Raw genomic sequence first — 20,058 nt, 5'->3', positions numbered from 1 at the left:
GGTTCCACCTCTTCCCATTCCGAACAGAGAAGTTAAGCTCAGTCACGCCGATGGTACTGCGTAACAGTGGGAGAGTAGGTAGTCGCCGTTTTTTTAGAGAAGCCCCCGTATCGATAGAAGGATACGGGGGCTTTATTGTTTTCAGAAGGATATTACCGATCGGAATCGGGTGAAATGAATATAAAAAAGTGAATATTTTACCCTAAATACTACATAATGAGGATAATTATTTGTATCTTTGTCGCCCGAATAAATAAAAGAAGCTTTGGGAAAGTTTGATAAATACAAAATAGATTTGAAAGGTATGCAGGCAGATTCATGCAAATATGAATTTGTATTGGATAACCTGTTCTTCGCTAATATTGACGGCCCGGAAGTACAGAAGGGTAAAGTCAATGTTGTTTTGGTTGTAAAGAAAACATCTCGTGCTTTCGAATTGAACTTTCAGACGGACGGAATGGTATGGGTTCCATGCGACCGTTGTTTGGATGATATGGAGCAGCCGGTAAGCTCTACAGATAAGTTGCTGGTGAAGTTCGGACATGAATATGCCGAGGAAGGTGATAACCTTATTGTCATCCCCGAAGAAGAAGGGGAAATCAACGTGGCGTGGTTCATGTATGAGTTTATAGCTTTGGCTATCCCGATGAAGCATGTACATGCTCCGGGCAAGTGTAATAAAGCGATGAGCAGTAAATTAAGCAAGCATTTGCGTACTACTCCGGATGATGAAATGGATGAAGATAGTTTTGTACCGGAAGAAAGTAACGAGCTTGTTAACGATGATACGGAAACTGCGGTAGACCCGCGTTGGGACGAATTAAAGAAAATATTAGATAACAATTAAAGATTAAAGAAAATGGCACATCCTAAGAGAAGACAGTCAAAAACAAGAACTGCAAAGAGAAGAACTCATGATAAAGCAGTAGCTCCTACATTGGCTATTTGCCCGAATTGCGGTGAATGGCATGTATATCACACAGTGTGTGGTGCATGTGGCTACTATCGTGGTAAGCTGGCAATAGAGAAAGAAGCTGCGGTTTAATTTAGCAGTTTGACTAAACTTATACTTGAATATCGGGCGTCTAAAAAGATTTGTAACATTCAAAGAGCAAACCTTTTTAGACTGCCGTTGTTTAAGTGTCTTTATAAGTAAATAAGATTAATGGAAAAAATAAATGCAGTAATTACAGGAGTTGGCGGTTATGTACCCGATTATATCTTGACGAACGACGAGATATCAAAGATGGTGGATACCAATGACGAATGGATTATGACCCGTATCGGAGTTAAGGAAAGACACATTCTGAACGAAGAAGGATTGGGTACATCATATATGGCGCGCAAAGCCGCGAAGCAGTTGATGCAGCGCACCGGTTCCAATCCGGATGATGTTGACCTGGTAATTGTCGCTACTTCTACTCCGGACTATCAATTCCCTTCTATTGCATCTATCTTATGTGACAAGCTCGGATTGAAGAATGCTTTTGCATTCGATATGTCGGCCGCTTGTTGCGGTTTCCTTTATATGATGGAAACTGCTGCGAACTTTATTCGTTCCGGTAGATACAAGAAAGTTATTATCGTAGGTGCAGATAAGATGTCCTCGATTGTGAACTATACAGACCGTGCCACTTGTCCGATTTTCGGTGATGGCGCAGCGGCCTTTATGATGGAGCCGACAACAGAAGAACTGGGTGTTATGGATGCCATGTTGAGAACAGACGGAAAGGGGTTGCCTTTCTTGCATCTGAAAGCCGGTGGTTCTGTTTGCCCCCCTTCTTACTTCACGATAGACAATCATATGCATTATCTTTATCAGGAAGGTCGTACGGTATTTAAATATGCAGTATCCAATATGTCGGATATCAGTGCCGCAATTGCGGAAAAGAATAATCTGACAAAAGATACCATTGACTGGGTGATTCCTCATCAGGCCAATCTGCGTATTATTGATGCTGTGGCGCATCGCTTGGAAGTTCCTCATGAAAAAGTGCTGATAAATATCGACCGCTACGGTAATACGAGCGCCGGTACGCTTCCGCTCTGTATATGGGACTTTGAAGAAAAACTGAAGAAAGGCGATAACCTTATCTTTACGGCATTCGGCGCAGGATTTACCTGGGGAGCCGTTTACGTGAAATGGGGCTATGACGGAAAGAAACAGTAATGTAACCGTTATTAACAAAATATGATAAAAAGACGCATCCTATTTCGATTCGATGCGTTTTTTTGTCTTAATCCAAATACGTGAAGATTATGCATAAAGCAGGTTTTGTCAACATCGTGGGAAATCCTAATGTAGGTAAGTCTACATTGATGAATGCACTGGTGGGTGAGCGTATTTCAATTGCTACCTTCAAGGCGCAGACCACTCGTCACCGGATTATGGGCATATATAATACGGATGATATGCAGATTGTGTTTTCGGATACGCCGGGCGTACTGAAACCTACTTATAAATTGCAGGAGTCTATGCTGAACTTCTCCACTTCGGCACTGACGGATGCAGATGTGTTGCTGTATGTGACGGATGTGGTTGAGACACCTGACAAGCATAATGATTTTGTGGAGAAAGTGAGCCACATGGAAGTGCCGGTACTGCTGCTCGTCAACAAGATTGACCTGAGTAATCAGGAGAAGCTGGTGGAGTTGGTGGAAGCGTGGAAGGAGCTGTTGCCGAATGCGGAGATTATTCCTATTTCAGCCGCTACCAAGTTTAATGTGGATTACGTGATGAAGCGGATAAAAGAATTATTGCCGGATTCTCCTCCTTATTTTGATAAGGACCAGTGGACGGACAAACCGGCCCGTTTCTTTGTAAACGAAATTATCCGCGAAAAGATATTGTTGTACTATGACAAGGAGATACCCTATTCGGTAGAGGTCGTTGTAGAGCAGTTTAAGGAAGAAGAAAAGAAGATACATATCAATGCTGTGATATACGTTGAACGTGATTCGCAGAAAGGTATCATCATCGGTAAGCAAGGGAAGGCTTTGAAAAAAGTGGCTACCGAAGCTCGCCGCGATTTGGAGAGGTTTTTCGGGAAAACAATATTCCTGGAGACATTTGTGAAGGTTGATAAGGATTGGCGTAGTTCGGACAAAGAGCTGCGTAATTTTGGGTATCAGCTGGACTAATATTCATACGACTGTGATAGTCGCAAAAAAACAAAGAGTGTAACCTATGGGAAATTTAGTTGCAATCGTAGGACGCCCCAATGTGGGAAAGTCTACATTATTTAATCGCCTGACTAAAACACGGCAGGCCATTGTGAACGAAGAGGCAGGAACGACACGCGACCGCCAGTATGGTAAATCCGAATGGCTGGGACGTGAATTCTCGGTTGTAGATACCGGTGGTTGGGTAGTGAACTCGGATGATATTTTTGAAGAGGAGATACGCAAACAGGTATTGATGGCTGTAGACGAAGCGGATGTGATTCTGTTTGTGGTGGATGTGATGAACGGAGTGACAGACCTGGATTTACAGGTAGCTTCTATTTTGCGCCGCGCGAAGAAACCTGTTTTGCTGGTTGCGAACAAGACCGATAATAACGAGTTGCAATATAATGCTCCCGAATTTTATAGCCTGGGTTTGGGAGATCCGTATTGTATTTCTGCCGTGACCGGTAGCGGCACGGGAGACTTGATGGACCTTATCGTTGGGAATTTCAAGAAAGAGTCCGATGAAATTCTGGACGAGGATATTCCCCGTTTTGCGGTCGTAGGACGTCCGAATGCCGGAAAGTCGTCTATCGTTAATGCTTTTATCGGTGAAGACCGCAATATCGTAACGGAAATAGCCGGAACGACACGTGACTCAATCTATACCCGCTACAATAAGTTCGGCTTTGACTTTTATTTGGTGGATACGGCCGGTATTCGCAAGAAGAATAAAGTGAGTGAAGATTTGGAATACTACTCGGTCATCCGTTCTATCCGTTCTATCGAAAATTCGGATGTTTGTATCCTGATGCTGGATGCTACGCGTGGCATCGAGAGCCAAGACCTGAATATATTCTCGCTTATCCAGAAAAACTCCAAAGGATTGGTGGTGGTTGTCAACAAGTGGGATTTGGTGGAAGATAAGACGGTAAAAGTGATGAAAACTTTTGAGAATGCTATCCGCAGCCGTTTTGCTCCTTTTGTGGATTTTCCGATAATCTTTGCTTCGGCATTGACGAAACAACGTATTCTGAAAGTTTTGGAAGAGGCGCGTACAGTGTATGAAAACCGTATGATACGCATACCGACCGCTCGCTTGAATGAAGAAATGCTGCCGCTTATCGAGGCTTATCCGCCTCCCGCCATCAAAGGTAAGTACATTAAAATAAAGTACATCACGCAATTACCGAATACGCAGATTCCTTCTTTCGTTTATTTTGCCAATCTTCCGCAATATGTGAAAGAACCGTACAGACGTTTCCTTGAGAATAAGATGCGTGAGAAATGGAATCTGACGGGGACACCGATTAATATATATATACGACAGAAATAAATAGCTTGTATAGGCTAAAATAGTTAAAAGACTGGCTCGGCAGGGCCGGTCTTTTTTTATCAGATTGTTTTATTTACATTTGTAATCGTAATAATCGAGATTGCCGTCATACTTGTGCTGCAATCAAATATATCGGGACGATATATATCAATTCTATTAACTGGTTTTATGAAGATAAGTGTCCGGGAATACTGTTCCGGACACTTTTTTATGGAGAATGTTGTACAGACTTAACCTTCGATATTTTGTATCTCCACTTCTTTTACTTTGCGGAAGAGGTCGGAAGCGAAAATGAAGTTATTCAGGCGTTCGTTGGTAGAGGTAAAGATATCGTCTTTACTGCCTTCCCACTCTTTATGCCCTTCGTAGATATAGATGATTTTCTCTCCGATACCCATTACGGAGTTCATGTCGTGGGTATTGATGAGCGTGGTCATGTTGTATTCACGAGTGATGTCCTGTATCAACTCGTCGATAACGAGAGAAGTTTTAGGGTCCAAACCGGAGTTCGGTTCGTCGCAGAACAGATATTGCGGATTCAAGGCAATGGCACGTGCAATGGCCACACGCTTCTGCATACCGCCACTGATTTCACCGGGAAATTTATCTTTCGCTTCGATAAGGTTCACGCGTTCCAGACAAAACATGGCACGACGTGTACGGTCGCGCAATGTATCCGAACTGAACATATTAAGAGGAAACATTACATTATCCAGCACCGTCATCGAGTCGAACAAGGCGGCGCTTTGGAATATCATCCCCATTTCCCGACGCAGGGCCTTTTTCTCTTTCTTTCCCATTGTGAGGAAATTGCGGTGGTCGTATAGCAATTCTCCCTTTTCGGGTGTCAACAGGCCGACGATACATTTCATCAGCACGGTTTTTCCCGAACCGCTCTGTCCGATGATAAGATTGGTCTTTCCGTTTTCGAATGTGGCATTGATATCCGTCAGTACCTCTTTCTCTTCAAATGACTTGCAAAGTCCTTTCAGCTCAATCATTCTTACTTGGTTTTGAATTTAGAATCAACTTATTAGCCCATTAGCAACTGTGTCAATATGAGGTCGGCAAACAGAATCAGCACACTGCTGCATACAACCGAATCCGTAGATGCCTTACCTACCTCGATGGAACCGCCTTCGACCGTATAGCCGAAGAACGCCGATACGCTGGCAATGATAAAGGCAAAAAACAGCGACTTGATGATACCGCACCAAATAAACCATTCTACGAACATATATTGCAAACCGTATTCCAAATCTACAGCCGACATGATACCGCCAAACCAGCATGTGCAAAACGCGCCTATGATTCCGGCGAATATACTGAACGTCACCATAAGGGGAATGGTTGATACCATTGCGGCTATTTTAGGTAATATCAGATAGTTGGCAGAGTTGACACCCATAATCTCAAGAGCGTCTATTTGCTGGGTAACCCGCATCGTTCCAAGTTCGGAAGCAATATTCGAACCCACCTTACCCGCCAATATCAGACACATAATGGAAGATGAGAACTCCAGCAACATGATTTCGCGGGTAACGTATCCCACTGTCCAACGCGGCATAAAAGGGCTTTCTATGTTCAGTTTGATTTGTATGGTAATAACGGCTCCGATGAAAAACGATATTAGCAATACGATGCCGATAGAGTTTACGCCAAGCTGCTCTATTTCATTGATATACTGACGGAAGAACATACGCATACGTTCAGGACGGGCGAAAACACGTCCCATTAGCATAATATATCTTCCGACTGTTCTAAGTGCTTTAATCATGACTCGTAAGTATTTGTCTGCAAATGTACACTATTTCAGCTTATTTTTGCTACATTTGCGCCAGTTTCACCACAGATTACGCCGAATGGCACAGTATTTTTACATAAAACACGATAGGGTTGTCGTAATCTGCGGGGAAATAACGGTCTTGCCGACCGATATTAATCTGTATATGTATAATCTGTGGTGATATAGCGTTATGGAAGAAGAAAGCAAAATGGTACTCCGGACAGAGGATTTGGTGAAAAAGTACGGTAAGCGTACAGTAGTGAGCCATGTTTCTATCAACGTAAAGCAGGGAGAAATCGTTGGACTGCTGGGGCCGAACGGCGCCGGTAAGACTACTTCATTCTATATGACCGTAGGATTGATAACTCCTAATGAAGGACGTATCTTTTTGGATGATTTGGATATTACGAAATATCCTGTGTACAAGCGCGCGCAGACAGGTATCGGTTATTTGGCGCAGGAAGCATCCGTGTTCCGTCAGATGAGTGTGGAGGATAATATCGCCGCCGTATTGGAAATGACGGACAAACCTTTGGATTACCAGAAAGATAAGCTGGAGAGCCTGATTGCGGAGTTTCGTTTGCAGAAGGTCCGTAAGAATAAAGGTAACCAGTTGTCCGGTGGAGAGCGCCGTCGTACGGAGATTGCCCGTTGCTTGGCCATCGACCCGAAATTCATTATGCTGGATGAACCGTTTGCGGGAGTAGACCCCATTGCGGTAGAGGATATCCAACAGATTGTATGGAAACTGAAAGACCGGAATATCGGTATTCTGATTACCGACCACAATGTACAGGAAACCTTGAGTATCACCGATCGCGCTTATCTGCTTTTTGAAGGAAAAATCTTGTTTCAAGGTACGCCGGAAGAGCTTGCTGAGAATAAGATTGTACGTGAAAAATATTTGAGTAATAGTTTCGTGCTTCGCCGCAAGGACTTTATGGTGTAGATGACAAGTGAAAAGAGTGCTGTTGTTTGTAGGGGTGGTATTTCTATTTGTTTCGGTTATAGGACAGAATACCGCGGAAATCAGGCGTGTCCTTGAGATTACGGACTCGCTTTATTCACTCGGTAAGGTGGATTCCGCATTAATCGTTTGCCGGCAAGCGGCTCCGTTGGTTCGGCAGGAAAAAAATCCAGGCGCTATTGTTTCATTTTATACTTCGCAGGGGGTATACCTGCGTTCTTCCGGTATGTTGCCGGATGCGGTGAAATCTTATGATACGGCTTTGGAGTATGTAGGCAGACTGGACACGACATCGGAAGATGACAGACAGAGTGCTGTGGTGCTGTATAACAATCTTTCTACTCTGCACATGGATATGAAGTCGCTTGATAAGTCCGAGGAGTATGCGTTGCTTGCAGTTTCATTGGCAGATAAATGTACTGATAAAACTTTTCGCGCACAGATTTATACCGTCGCCTCTTCTGTTTTTATTATCAGAAAACTTTATGGCCAGGCTAAAGAGTATTTGGCGAAGGCGATTGAGTTGTCGCACGAAGAAGGGCAGTTTGATAAGGAATTGGGCGCTCTTACTTATTATATGTTGGTTCTGCAGAAAACCGATAGTTCGCAAAGTGAGATAAACCGATATGCCGGAAAAGCGGATTCTATTCTTCCCCGGGTAAATTCAGTGATGGCTTTGATAAATTATTACCAGATTTTGTTTGTGATCCGGCAAGATAATAAGGATTATCAGGCGGCTATTGCTACCGCTGATAAATTATTAAGTTTGGATGGAATCACAAGCTATCCTTTTCTTTTATATGATATTTATAATAATCTGCACCTGGCATATAAGAGTGTACATGATTATGAACATGCTTATGCGGCTTTAAGCCAAGCGCAGCAATTAAACGACTCCCTGTTTCAAAAAGAAAAGGCAAAACAACTGGAGGAGCTTTCTGTAAAATATGAAAGTAAGGAGAAAGAGCTTGAAATACAGAAACTGAACGAGGAAAAACGGTGGGCTCGCCAGCGTCTGTACGTTGCTTTAGGCGGTTCGGGAGTTATATTGGTGATATCGGGGTTGTTTTTCGCTTATTTCGTACAGCGGCAGAGGTTGCGTGCGGAACGTCAGAAGCGGGAAATGGAAACTCAGCGGCATGAATTTGAACAGTTGCAACGCGTCACGGAGCAGAAACTGACTCGTAACTACCTGGACAAGTTGGAGTATGAACATGCACGTTTGGCTAAAGAACTGCATGATGGCGTGTGTAACGACCTGTTCTCTATGGAAGTAAGTGTAGACTCGCAACAGGGCGTGCAGACGAGAGACTGGATTGCAAATCTGCGGAAAATCAGAGAGAATATCCGTCTTGTTTCTCATGAATTGCTTCCACCTGTTTTTCAGGAAGCTACCATCAATGAGATTATATCCGATTATCTGGAGAGCCTTTCCACGCAGGAATGTCCGATTTCTTTTAAAACTCTCCCGGAAGATGTGGAATGGGCGGTTCTGCCGGATACAATGTCGTTAAATATCTATCGAATTATTCAGGAGGCGGTAAGCAATGCGCTGAAGCATGCCTGTGCCACCCGTATTTCTGTCGTAATGGAATGGAAACTGCCCAATCTGGAAATCAGAATCGTTGATAATGGAAAAGGGAGTGCGACACACAAACCGGGTATAGGAATACAGACCATGAAAGAGCGCGTAGCAGCTTTAAAAGGTACTTTCACAATAGATTCAACAATGTCGGGCACTACGATAATCGTGCTCATTCCTGTCTTTTAATATAAAAACTACGGTTTCCCGTAGGGTATATGTCGGCGTGTATGTTTAATTTTGTCAAAGATAATATAAAATAGACGACAAATGAAGTTCGACATAGTTCTTATAGATGATCATTCTTTAGTGTTGGAAGGGCTGAAAACTCTATTGAGAGATATTGCCGGCGTAAACAGTGTTTGTACGGTGACGAACGGCACTGAATTACTGAGCTTAATCAAATCACGAATATTCCATATATACATTACAGACCTTGAATTACCGGATATTGACGGTTTTGAGTTGATGCACAGCATAAAAGAGAATAATCCTCAGGCTAAAGTAATTGTTTGTACCATGCATGAGGAGATATGGATTGTGAATAAACTGAGGCATCCGGATATCAATGCCGTTGTTTTCAAATCTTCGGGAACCGAGGCGTTACGTGAAGCGGTGTGTGCCGTTATGGTGGATGAAAACTATTATTGTCAGCGTTATCAGCAGTTATATAAAGAGAAAAACCGGCCGGACGATGAAACCGAGTTGCCGGATATGTTGCCTACTTCGCGTGAGTTGGATGTACTGAAAGCAATAGCCCAGGGCATGAGTACCCATGAAATATCCCGACATCTGTTTATTTCGGAAAATACGGTTGAATGGCATCGGAAAAATCTGATGCTGAAATTTGCTGCGCGTAATGCGACCGATTTGGTGATAAAGGCACTGACGAAAGGTTATCTGACGATTCCACTTTAACGCTACAGCCGGAATAAGTCCTGCCGTTTGTAGGTAGTTTTGATAAACTGAAGTATAGGACTGTACTTAAAATCATTAATACCATGAAAAAAGTTGTTTTTACGTTAGTAGTATTGTGTCTGTCTTTAATGACACAAAGTGCTTGTTCCGGTAAAAGCGCCAAAGCGGAGCAGGCAACAGAGCAATCCGGTGAACAGGCTGCCGGAGAGAGTGTAGCTTCGCAAAATGAACTGTCAGATAAAATCCTCGGACTGATTGAAGATGCCACGGATAAAGTTAAAGACTGTACTGACCCTGAAAAGGCATTCGCCATTATGGCCGAGACCAGTAAGGCTATCGATAAAGCTTGTAAAGATGCCGGTACGTCTTTGTCGGGTTGGATACAGTCGCTTAGCGATAGTGAGTTGAAACGGTATGAAGATGCCACAGCCAAATTTCAACAGGCGGTAAAACAATAATCTGTATACGATTACTAAAATGAGAATATTATGAAACGATTTTATTATTATGTAATGAGTTTGGCTTTTCTGTGCGCACTTACTGCGTGTAGCGAAGATGATGAGCCTACTCCGGCTCCTCCATCCTCCAAAGGAGTGGAAGCGGTGAACAAGATTGTGGAAGTATTGGAAAAAGACCACAAGGAAGTCAGTGATTTTGTGGAAATTCTGAAAAAGGTCGATGTAGCCAATCTTGAGGAAGATAAATTAACGGTCTTTGCGGTACGCAACGCTACCGCTTCGACGCGTGCTTCGGGAGCGGTTTTGGATTCTGCGTCTATCCAGCGTCACATAGCTAAAGGCAGTTATAAGGAACTTACGAATGTCAAAGGATTGGAATGCATCAATGGAGACAGCCTTCGTGTCACTCGTTCCGCTGATGGCAGTGTATATGTAAATGGAGTGATTATAGAAGGTAATTCCATTGCGGCGGGTAATAGTTATATATTCATCGTTCCGGAAGTCTTGGCGGAACTGCCGGATACTCCGGTAACGCCCGAAACAGACCTGGCGGAGATTGAAGAAGAGTGGGACGCGGTAACCAAGGAGTATTTTGAAGGAATTCTTTCATTGGAACGCATCTTGATTACCGGTTCTGACCCGGAGGCTTTTACTTCGGATGAAACCCTGAAGTTTTATTCCGATTCCTTTTGGAAGCTGGCTTACGCAACGCTGGAGAAAGGCGTGGAATATAGGAAGAGGCTGGATTCAATGACGAAGGACGCGGCGGATTTACTTATTGATATCAACGTAGATATGGCGATAATCCGTTGTCATCTCTACGGATATTATGGAAAATTGCTTAATGGCGGGACGCAGATTCCTCCGGAACAGTTGATTGAGGATTTAAAGAAGTCGATAGACGCGTATCCTTCCCAAGCCAAGCATGCCATGAGTCTTTTGTTGGCAAAAATATATGCGGATAAAGGAGATTGGAATGATGCTTCGGAGTATTGCAAAAGAATAGAGAACGGCTCGTATCAGTTAACTTCTCTTTGGTCTCCCACGGAAAAAGAAGCTTTATGGAGCGGATACGAATATATATCGGAAGATGGTAATGAAGTTCGAATGCCTCTGCCGCTACTTCGCGAAGTTTATTTGCTTGCTGCCATAGCTAACAGCAGGCTTGGTAACCGCACGGAAGGTATGGCATATATCGATCGTCTGACAAAAGGGTTTTTCGAAGGCAAGGAGTATGATACTACGGATGAAAGTCTGGCGTCATTGGCCAGGGCGCTTCTGCAAGGCAATGGCGGGCAGCTGTATCCTTATTATAGAATATTGAAGATTGCTCTGCCTGTAACGGGTGCTCAAGATAAACATCATTATCTTCCCATCCCTCAAAAAGTATTGGATGAAAATCCGGAGATAATCCAGAATCCCGGTTATTGATAAACTCTCTCTCTTCTCTAATAAATAAAAAGAGGATATGTTAAATTGAATGTTGACATATCCTCTTGTCTTTTCTCCTTTAATCTATATGATTAGTATTTCGGAGGTCTTGCTTCTTTTACTACCATCTGGCGGCCGAAGAATTCAGCGCCGTCCAGTTCGGCAATGGCTTTGGCAGCAGCTGCACTGTCTTCCATTTCTACGAATGCAATGCCTCTGAAACGTCCGGTTGCGCGGTCCATGATAAATTTAACAGAAGATACTGTACCGTAATCTTCCATAACCTTCTGCAGGTCATCTTCCTTAACACGGTAGTTAAGGTTTCCAACATAAATGTTCATAATGAAAATGTAAATAAATAAAAATAAATAAAACTCTCTTTTAGAAAGACGGCTGAATAATAAAAGGATCACAACGACAGAGAGTTTACAAATACGTTTTTTCAACGGAAGTAAAAACCATGTAATGGAAATCGAGAAACTAATGTGCCATCATTCCGCGACAAAGGAACACATTAATTTCGGATATACAATACTTTTTCTCAATTATTTTTTTTTTCTTGTTTCACGGCAGGGAATAACTCTTTGATTTATACGTTTTTTTGAGCTTACCCGGCCGGTTATATCTGCCGACGGGTAATATATCTTGTTTATACAGAGGTATCTTTCCTTTTGCAATAGCCTTTGATTTATAGAATGGTACGTGTACCAAACAATTCCTTCGTTTGGTACACGTCGTACCTTACTAAGGTACGGCAACTACCAAGCCATGGTACGCAAGGTACCACAGGGAGGTATTCTCGCTACCAAGCGGTGGTATCGGGAATACCTGCCGGTGGTATCTTACATAAGAACCGGGATGGAAAAGTTTTTGGTGAGGGGCGACAGAGGAAATAATTGCCTGTGTTTTTTGATAATTGAAAGATTAACACTAATTTTGCACGCTCAAATTGGAGAACGAAATAAAGTATAAATCAAATAAATAATTGTCAGAATGAACGTTTCATTGCAAAACATTGACAAAGTAAGCGCATTGCTTACTGTAAAGCTTGAGAAAGCAGACTATCAGGAAAAGGTAGACAAATCATTGAAGAACTTCCGTCAGAAAGCTCAAATCCCCGGTTTCCGTAAAGGTATGGTTCCGATGAGCCTGGTGAAGAAGATGTATGGTAAGTCGGTATTGGCTGAAGAGGTTAATAAGCTTCTTTCTGATTCCGTATATAAGTATATTCAAGATAATAAGGTGAATATGTTGGGCGAGCCTCTGCCTAATGAAGACAAGCAGAAAGCTATCGACTTCGACACAATGGAAGAATTTGAATTCCTGTTCGACATAGCTTTGTCTCCGGAATTCAAAGCTGAGGTTGCTGCCGCCGATAAAGTGGATTACTATACGATTGATGTAACCGAAGAAATGGTTGACAACCAGGTAAAGGCTTATACGCAGCGTAATGGTAAATACGAAAAGATGGACGCTTATGCCGATAACGATATGTTGAAAGGTTTGCTTGCCGAACTGGACGCAGAAGGCAATACCAAAGAAGGCGGTATTCAGGTGGAAGGTGCCGTGATGATGCCGGCTTATATGAAGAACGACGACCAGAAAGCTATCTTTGCCAACGCAAAGGTGAACGACGTACTCGTGTTCAATCCTTATGCCGCATGGGACGGTAATGCAGCCGAACTTTCTTCTCTGTTGAAGATTGACAAAGAAGCTGTCGCCGAAATGAAATCCGATTTCAGTTTCCAGGTAGAAGAAATTACTCGCTTCGTGGCAGGTGAGCTGAACCAGGAGATTTTCGACCAGGTATTTGGCGAAGGTGTTGTCAAGACCGAAGAAGAATTCCGTGCCAAGGTAAAAGAAGTTATTGCTAACCAGTTTGCTGCTGACAGCGATTATAAGTTCTTGTTGGATGTTCGTAAAATGTTGATGGAAAAAGTCGGTAAACTGGAATTCCCGGATGCGTTGCTGAAACGTATCATGCGTCTGAATAACCAGGACAAAGACGAAAAGTTCGTAGAAGACAATTACGACAAGAGTATCGAAGAACTGACTTGGCATCTGATTAAAGAACAGCTAGTGAAAGCCAACGATATTAAAGTTGAACAGGATGACATCCTTAATATGGCAAAAGAAGCTACCCGTGCACAGTTTGCACAGTACGGTATGCTGAGCGTGCCCGAAGAAATCCTCGACAACTATGCAAAAGAAATGTTGAAGAAGAAAGAAAGCATCGAGGGCTTGGTGAACCGTGTCGTTGAAACGAAACTGGCTTCGGCCCTGAAGACTCAGGTAACGCTGGAAAACAAGAACATTTCAGCCGAAGAGTTCAATAAAATGCTTGCATAATACTTTGGCGGGAAACCGCTGGTTTTTATAAAGAAACACAGAGTTTGACAAACTATAACTCTGTGTTTTTTTGTGTCTCTGTGTTCTTTTTCGTTTCTTTGCATTCACATTAAAAATTAAAAACAGAAAGACAATGGATGATTTTAGAAAATACGCTACCAAGCATTTGGGAATGAGCAGCTTGGTGTTGGATGATGTGATTAAGTCACAAGCCGGGTATTTAAATCCCTATATTCTGGAAGAGCGTCAGCTGAATGTAACCCAGTTGGACGTGTTCTCCCGCCTGATGATGGACCGCATTATTTTCCTCGGTACGCAGATAGACGACTATACAGCCAATACCTTGCAGGCTCAGTTGTTGTACCTGGATTCCGTAGACCCGGGTAAAGATATCTCTATCTATATCAACTCTCCGGGCGGTTCGGTATATGCCGGACTGGGCATTTATGATACCATGCAGTTTATCAGCAGCGATGTGGCTACCATCTGTACCGGTATGGCGGCCAGTATGGCGGCGGTGTTGCTGGTTGCCGGAGCGGAAGGCAAGCGTTCTGCGCTGACGCACTCGCGTGTGATGATTCACCAGCCGATGGGCGGTGCGCAAGGACAAGCTTCGGACATTGAAATCACGGCGCGTGAAATCCAAAAATTGAAGAAAGAACTTTATACTATCATAGCCGACCACTCGCATACGTCTTTCGACAAGGTATGGGCCGATTCCGACCGTGACTATTGGATGACGGCGCAAGAGGCTAAAGAGTATGGTATGATAGACCAAGTTTATACGAAGAAATAAATATGGCAGACTCTAAACGAAACAAAAACAGATGCAGCTTCTGCGGGCGTTCGGAAGATGAGGTCGGCTTCCTCATAACGGGAATGAACGGTTACATCTGTGACAGTTGCGCTACCCAGGCCTACGAGATTACTCAAGAGGCTTTGGGTGCCAAGAAAGGCGATGGCGCTACGAAACTGAATCTGAAAGAACTTCCTAAACCGGTAGAGATTAAGAATTTTCTCGATCAGTATGTTATCGGACAGGATGATGCGAAACGTTTCCTGTCGGTATCTGTGTACAATCATTATAAGCGTCTGTTGCAGAAGGCGGGAGATGATGATGTGGAGATTGAAAAGTCCAATATCATCATGGTGGGCAGTACCGGAACCGGTAAGACTTTACTTGCCCGTACCATTGCCAAACTGCTGCATGTGCCTTTCACTATCGTGGATGCAACCGTACTGACGGAAGCCGGTTATGTAGGCGAGGATATCGAAAGCATCCTTACCCGTCTGTTACAGGTGGCGGACTATAATGTGGCGCAAGCGGAGCAAGGTATCGTGTTCATAGATGAAATAGACAAGATTGCCCGTAAAAGCGACAATCCTTCCATTACCCGTGATGTAAGCGGCGAAGGTGTACAGCAGGGATTGCTGAAGCTGTTGGAAGGTTCTGTCGTGAACGTTCCCCCTCAGGGCGGACGCAAGCATCCCGACCAGAAGATGATTCCGGTGAACACCAAGAATATATTGTTTATTTGCGGCGGCGCGTTCGACGGCATCGAGAAGAAAATAGCGCAACGCCTCAATACCAATGTAGTAGGTTATGGTGCGGTGCGTAATACGGCGTCCATTGACAAGAATAACATGATGCAGTATATTGCTCCGCAGGATTTGAAGTCGTTCGGCCTGATTCCCGAAATCATCGGTCGTCTGCCGGTATTAACCTATTTGAATCCCTTGGACCGTACGGCGTTGCGTTCCATTCTGACGGAGCCGAAGAATTCCATTATCAAGCAATACGTCAAGCTGTTTGAAATGGACGGTGTAAAGCTGACTTTTGAAGATGCGGTGTTTGAGTACATTGTAGACAAAGCTGTTGAATACAAGTTGGGAGCCCGCGGTTTACGTTCCATAGTAGAAACTATTATGATGGATGTGATGTTTGAAATCCCTTCCGAACACAAAGATAGTTTTGTCGTAACCTTGGACTATGCCCGCCGCCAGTTGGAAAAAGCGAATATAGCGAGACTTCAAAGTGCTTAAAATCAAAAGGTAATACAAATAAGGCTGACTTTTTTGTGTTTTATTGAAAAATATTCGGCGGATTATGCTTGAAATTTAAGAAGTTGTTTATAACTTTGTTAGAGTTCTTGAAAATAAGAAACGTCATGTAGCGGCGTTATTAATTGCTTAACTCAATAAACAACCTAATGAATCATGGCAGGGAAGAAGATTAATTTGACAGACCAGCTGAAGAACTACTTTGGGTTCGACACTTTTAAAGGAAATCAGGAAGCAATCATACAGAATCTGCTGGCAGGTAACGATACTTTCGTGTTGATGCCTACCGGTGGCGGAAAGTCTTTGTGCTATCAGTTACCTTCTTTGTTGATGGACGGCACGGCTATTGTGATTTCCCCCTTGATTGCCCTGATGAAGAACCAGGTCGACGCGATGCGTAACTTCAGCGAGGAAGACGGGATAGCCCATTTCATTAATTCTTCCCTGAACAAGAGCGCGATAGACCAAGTGAAGTCCGATATCCTTGCAGGACGGACAAAGCTGCTGTATGTAGCTCCGGAATCTTTGACAAAAGAAGAAAACGTGGAGTTCCTGAAAACAGTGAAGATTTCTTTCTATGCCGTAGATGAGGCTCACTGTATTTCGGAATGGGGACATGACTTCCGGCCGGAATATCGCCGTATTCGTCCTATTATCAATGAAATCGGAAAAGCTCCGCTCATTGCGTTGACTGCGACGGCTACACCGAAAGTGCAGCACGATATCCAAAAGAATCTGGGTATGGTGGAAGCGCAAGTGTTTAAGTCATCGTTCAATCGCCCGAACCTTTATTATGAGGTACGTCCCAAGACTGCAAACGTAGATAAGGATATTATCAAGTTCATCAAGAATAATCCGGAAAAGTCGGGCATCATCTATTGCCTGAGCCGGAAGAAAGTAGAGGAACTTGCTGAAATACTTCAGGCGAACGGGATTAATGCCCGTGCCTATCATGCCGGAATGGATTCGGCCACACGAACACAGAACCAAGACGATTTCCTTATGGAAAAAATCGATGTGATTGTGGCTACTATTGCTTTCGGCATGGGTATTGACAAACCTGATGTGCGTTATGTGATTCATTATGATATTCCGAAAAGTCTGGAGGGATATTACCAGGAAACCGGACGTGCCGGAAGAGACGGAGGCGAAGGACAGTGTATTACTTTTTATACGAATAAAGACCTGCAGAAACTGGAAAAGTTTATGCAAGGCAAGCCTGTTGCAGAGCAGGAAATTGGCAAGCAGCTTCTGCTGGAAACCGCTGCGTATGCCGAATCATCCGTTTGCCGCCGAAAGACGTTGCTACACTATTTCGGTGAGGAGTATACGGAAGAAAATTGTGGAAATTGTGACAACTGTTTAAATCCGAAAAAACAAGTGGAAGCTCAAGAATTATTGTGCACCGTGATAGAAGCTATTCTTGCGGTAAAAGAAAATTTTAAAGCAGACTATATTATAGACATTATACAAGGAAAAGAAACTTCGGAAGTGCAGGCGCATCTGCACGAGGACTTGGAAGTTTTCGGTTCCGGTATGGGAGAAGAAGACAAAACTTGGAATGCTGTTATCCGCCAGGCATTGATTGCCGGTTATTTGACTAAGGAAGTAGAAAACTATGGCTTGTTGAAGGTGACAGAAGAAGGAAAGAAATTCTTGAAGCATCCTAAGTCCTTTAAGATTACGGAAGATAATGATTTCGAGGAAGTGGAAGAAGAAGCGCCGGCACGCGGTGGAGGCGCTTGTGCGGTAGACCCTGCACTCTACTCCATGTTGAAAGACTTGCGTAAGAAGCTCTCCAAGAAGCTGGAAGTGCCGCCTTATGTTATATTCCAAGACCCTTCTTTGGAAGCGATGGCTACTATTTATCCGGTAACCTTGGATGAATTGCAGAATATTCCGGGTGTGGGAGCCGGTAAGGCGAAACGCTATGGCGAGGAGTTTTGCAAACTGATTAAACGCCATTGCGAGGAAAACGAAATAGAACGTCCTGAAGATTTGCGTGTACGCACCGTAGCCAATAAATCCAAGATGAAGGTGGCTATTATTCAGGCTATTGACCGTAAGGTGGCGTTGGATGATATCGCTATGTCGAAAGGAATCGAGTTTGAGGAGCTGCTGGATGAAATAGAAGCTATTGTTTATTCCGGCACGAAGCTGAACATCGACTACTTCCTGGAAGATATCATGGACGAAGACCATCTGTTGGATATATACGATTACTTTAAAGAATCTACTACGGACGATATCGATGACGCCTTGGATGAACTGGGAGATGATTTCACAGAAGAAGAGGTGCGCTTGGTACGTATTAAATTCATCTCCGAAATGGCGAATTGACCTTCGGGCTGTGATTTAAAAAAAAGAAAAAAATATTGCGTGTAAATATACGAAATGGAATAAAAACCGTATATTTGCACGCAATAAATTTTAAACGCATAGCCCTATGTCATTTATTGCTGATAAGATTGTAATGGACGGATTGACTTACGACGACGTTTTGTTAATCCCTGCTTACTCTGAGGTACTTCCTAAAACAGTCGAACTCTCGACTAAGTTTTCACGCAACATTGAGTTAAAAATCCCGTTTGTAACAGCCGCTATGGATACTGTTACCGAAGCGAAAATGGCTATTGCCATTGCTCGTGAAGGCGGTATTGGTGTGATTCATAAGAATATGTCTATTGAAGAGCAGGCTCGTCAGGTCGCTATCGTAAAACGTGCCGAAAACGGTATGATTTATGATCCGGTGACTATCAAGAGAGGCTCTTCGGTTGCGGATGCTCTGGATTTGATGTCCGAGTATAAAATCGGTGGTATTCCGGTAGTGGATGATGAAGGATATTTGGTAGGAATTGTTACCAATCGCGACCTTCGTTTCGAGAAAGACCGTAGCAAGCGTATCGATGAGGTAATGACGAAAAAGAATATCGTTACCACCAATCAGACGACAGACTTGGAAGCTGCCGCTCAAATTTTGCAGGAATATAAGATAGAAAAACTGCCGGTAGTCGATAAAGACAATAAACTGGTAGGCTTGATTACTTATAAAGACATCACCAAGGCTAAAGATAAACCGATGGCTTGCAAGGATAGCAAGGGTCGCCTTCGCGTAGCTGCGGGTGTAGGTGTGACAGCCGATACCTTGGAACGTATGCAGGCATTGGTTGATGCCGGAGCGGACGCTATCGTAATCGATACGGCTCATGGACATTCCAAAGGGGTTATTGAAAAATTGAAAGAAGCTAAGGCGCATTTTCCTCATATCGATATTGTTGTCGGTAATATTGCTACCGGTGAAGCTGCCAAGGCATTGGTTGAGGCCGGTGCTGACGGAGTGAAAGTAGGTATAGGTCCGGGCTCCATTTGTACCACTCGTGTCGTTGCAGGTGTGGGTGTTCCCCAGTTGTCTGCCGTTTATGATGTGGCAAAGGCACTGAAGGGCACAGGTGTTCCTCTGATTGCCGATGGCGGTTTGCGCTATTCGGGTGATGTGGTGAAGGCTTTGGCGGCCGGCGGTTACTCTGTGATGATCGGTTCACTGGTTGCCGGAACGGAAGAATCTCCGGGCGATACGATTATTTTCAACGGTCGTAAATTTAAATCCTATCGGGGTATGGGCTCTTTGGAAGCTATGGAAAATGGTTCTAAAGACCGTTATTTCCAGAGCGGGACGAACGATGTGAAGAAACTCGTACCGGAAGGTATCGCAGCCCGTGTTCCTTATAAGGGAACTTTGTATGAGGTGATTTATCAGCTGACCGGCGGTTTGCGTGCAGGTATGGGATATTGCGGCGCTGCCAATATCGAAAAGCTGCATGATGCTAAATTCACTCGCATTACTAATGCCGGTGTGTTGGAAAGCCATCCGCATGATGTCGCGATTACCAGCGAGGCTCCGAATTATAGCCGTCCTGAATAAAGAATATTCATCCATGAAGATATATGCCCGGAGAGTAATTTATACTTTTCGGGCATTATTTGTTTATGAAATTGTATCTTTGT

The 20,058-nt window shown here is 43.6% G+C and carries 18 protein-coding genes and 1 rRNA gene; 16 read left to right on the top strand and 3 right to left on the bottom strand.

The genetic code is table 11. From position 1 onward, the window contains the following. From rrf to der, 6 genes are all read left to right on the top strand, one after another. A 5S ribosomal RNA gene (gene rrf / locus BUB52_RS04635) occupies positions 1-91 on the top strand; the annotation flags it as partial. A 174-nt stretch (positions 92-265) separates the two neighbouring features. After that, the gene (locus tag BUB52_RS04630) at positions 266-847 is read left to right on the top strand and encodes a DUF177 domain-containing protein (RefSeq protein ID WP_009122830.1); all 582 of its coding nucleotides are present in this window, start codon (positions 266-268) and stop codon (positions 845-847) included. Positions 848-859: 12 nt separating this feature from the next. Next, a complete protein-coding gene (gene rpmF / locus BUB52_RS04625; protein WP_002562387.1) occupies positions 860-1,045 on the top strand; it encodes a 50S ribosomal protein L32 in 186 nt (61 codons plus the stop codon). A gap of 120 nt (positions 1,046-1,165) precedes the next feature. Beyond that, entirely contained in the window at positions 1,166-2,170 is a 1,005-nt protein-coding gene (locus BUB52_RS04620; RefSeq protein ID WP_009122829.1) for a beta-ketoacyl-ACP synthase III, read from the top strand. 89 nt (positions 2,171-2,259) lie between these two features. After that, positions 2,260-3,141 carry a GTPase Era gene (gene era, locus BUB52_RS04615; protein ID WP_004288269.1) on the top strand — a complete coding sequence of 294 codons (882 nt, stop codon included), beginning with the start codon at positions 2,260-2,262 and terminating at the stop codon, positions 3,139-3,141. 46 nt (positions 3,142-3,187) lie between these two features. Then, on the top strand, positions 3,188-4,501 hold the full coding sequence (gene der, locus BUB52_RS04610) for a ribosome biogenesis GTPase Der (RefSeq protein WP_009122828.1): 1,314 nt from the start codon (positions 3,188-3,190) through the stop codon (positions 4,499-4,501). A 230-nt stretch (positions 4,502-4,731) separates the two neighbouring features. Here der and BUB52_RS04605 read toward each other — a convergent pair whose 3' ends face one another. Both BUB52_RS04605 and BUB52_RS04600 read right to left on the bottom strand, forming a co-directional pair. Further along, entirely contained in the window at positions 4,732-5,502 is a 771-nt protein-coding gene (locus tag BUB52_RS04605) for an ABC transporter ATP-binding protein (RefSeq protein WP_009122826.1), read from the bottom strand. Positions 5,503-5,534: 32 nt separating this feature from the next. Next, positions 5,535-6,278: an MlaE family ABC transporter permease gene (locus BUB52_RS04600; RefSeq protein WP_009122825.1), complete on the bottom strand. Its 744-nt coding sequence runs from the start codon at positions 6,276-6,278 to the stop codon at positions 5,535-5,537. A gap of 199 nt (positions 6,279-6,477) precedes the next feature. On the opposite strand from BUB52_RS04600, the gene lptB reads away from it, so the two are divergent. The 5 genes from lptB to BUB52_RS04575 all read left to right on the top strand — a co-directional run bounded on the left by lptB (position 6,478) and on the right by BUB52_RS04575 (position 11,643). Then, complete coding sequence (gene lptB, locus BUB52_RS04595; RefSeq protein WP_004288278.1) at positions 6,478-7,236, top strand: LPS export ABC transporter ATP-binding protein; 759 nt, start codon at positions 6,478-6,480, stop codon at positions 7,234-7,236. Positions 7,237-7,243: 7 nt separating this feature from the next. Beyond that, a complete protein-coding gene (locus BUB52_RS04590; protein WP_009122824.1) occupies positions 7,244-9,025 on the top strand; it encodes a tetratricopeptide repeat-containing sensor histidine kinase in 1,782 nt (593 codons plus the stop codon). A gap of 81 nt (positions 9,026-9,106) precedes the next feature. Further along, entirely contained in the window at positions 9,107-9,754 is a 648-nt protein-coding gene (locus BUB52_RS04585) for a response regulator transcription factor (RefSeq protein WP_009122823.1), read from the top strand. Between the two features lie 83 nt (positions 9,755-9,837). Beyond that, on the top strand, positions 9,838-10,212 hold the full coding sequence (locus tag BUB52_RS04580) for a hypothetical protein (protein ID WP_009122822.1): 375 nt from the start codon (positions 9,838-9,840) through the stop codon (positions 10,210-10,212). A 30-nt stretch (positions 10,213-10,242) separates the two neighbouring features. Further along, on the top strand, positions 10,243-11,643 hold the full coding sequence (locus BUB52_RS04575) for a hypothetical protein (RefSeq protein WP_039950985.1): 1,401 nt from the start codon (positions 10,243-10,245) through the stop codon (positions 11,641-11,643). Positions 11,644-11,735: 92 nt separating this feature from the next. On the opposite strand, the gene BUB52_RS04570 is transcribed toward BUB52_RS04575, so the two are convergent. Further along, entirely contained in the window at positions 11,736-11,984 is a 249-nt protein-coding gene (locus tag BUB52_RS04570) for an RNA recognition motif domain-containing protein (protein WP_009122820.1), read from the bottom strand. A 652-nt stretch (positions 11,985-12,636) separates the two neighbouring features. Between BUB52_RS04570 and tig the strand changes: the two genes are divergently transcribed. The 5 genes from tig to guaB all read left to right on the top strand — a co-directional run bounded on the left by tig (position 12,637) and on the right by guaB (position 19,975). Next, a complete protein-coding gene (gene tig, locus BUB52_RS04560; RefSeq protein WP_009122817.1) occupies positions 12,637-13,992 on the top strand; it encodes a trigger factor in 1,356 nt (451 codons plus the stop codon). Between the two features lie 133 nt (positions 13,993-14,125). Continuing rightward, positions 14,126-14,788 carry an ATP-dependent Clp endopeptidase proteolytic subunit ClpP gene (clpP, locus tag BUB52_RS04555; protein ID WP_009122816.1) on the top strand — a complete coding sequence of 221 codons (663 nt, stop codon included), beginning with the start codon at positions 14,126-14,128 and terminating at the stop codon, positions 14,786-14,788. Positions 14,789-14,790: 2 nt separating this feature from the next. Beyond that, on the top strand, positions 14,791-16,035 hold the full coding sequence (gene clpX, locus BUB52_RS04550; protein ID WP_009122815.1) for an ATP-dependent Clp protease ATP-binding subunit ClpX: 1,245 nt from the start codon (positions 14,791-14,793) through the stop codon (positions 16,033-16,035). Between the two features lie 174 nt (positions 16,036-16,209). Continuing rightward, positions 16,210-18,393, top strand: coding sequence for a DNA helicase RecQ (gene recQ, locus BUB52_RS04545; RefSeq protein WP_009122814.1), 2,184 nt, complete (start codon positions 16,210-16,212; stop codon positions 18,391-18,393). A 106-nt stretch (positions 18,394-18,499) separates the two neighbouring features. After that, positions 18,500-19,975: an IMP dehydrogenase gene (gene guaB / locus BUB52_RS04540; protein WP_009122813.1), complete on the top strand. Its 1,476-nt coding sequence runs from the start codon at positions 18,500-18,502 to the stop codon at positions 19,973-19,975. Positions 19,976-20,058: the final 83 nt, after the last annotated feature.

Origin of the sequence: Bacteroides clarus YIT 12056, from assembly GCF_900129655.1 — a bacterium.
GTDB lineage: Bacteria > Bacteroidota > Bacteroidia > Bacteroidales > Bacteroidaceae > Bacteroides > Bacteroides clarus.
The sequence above is the reverse complement of the archived record's forward strand: the minus strand, read 5'-3'. Positions and strand labels throughout refer to the sequence as shown.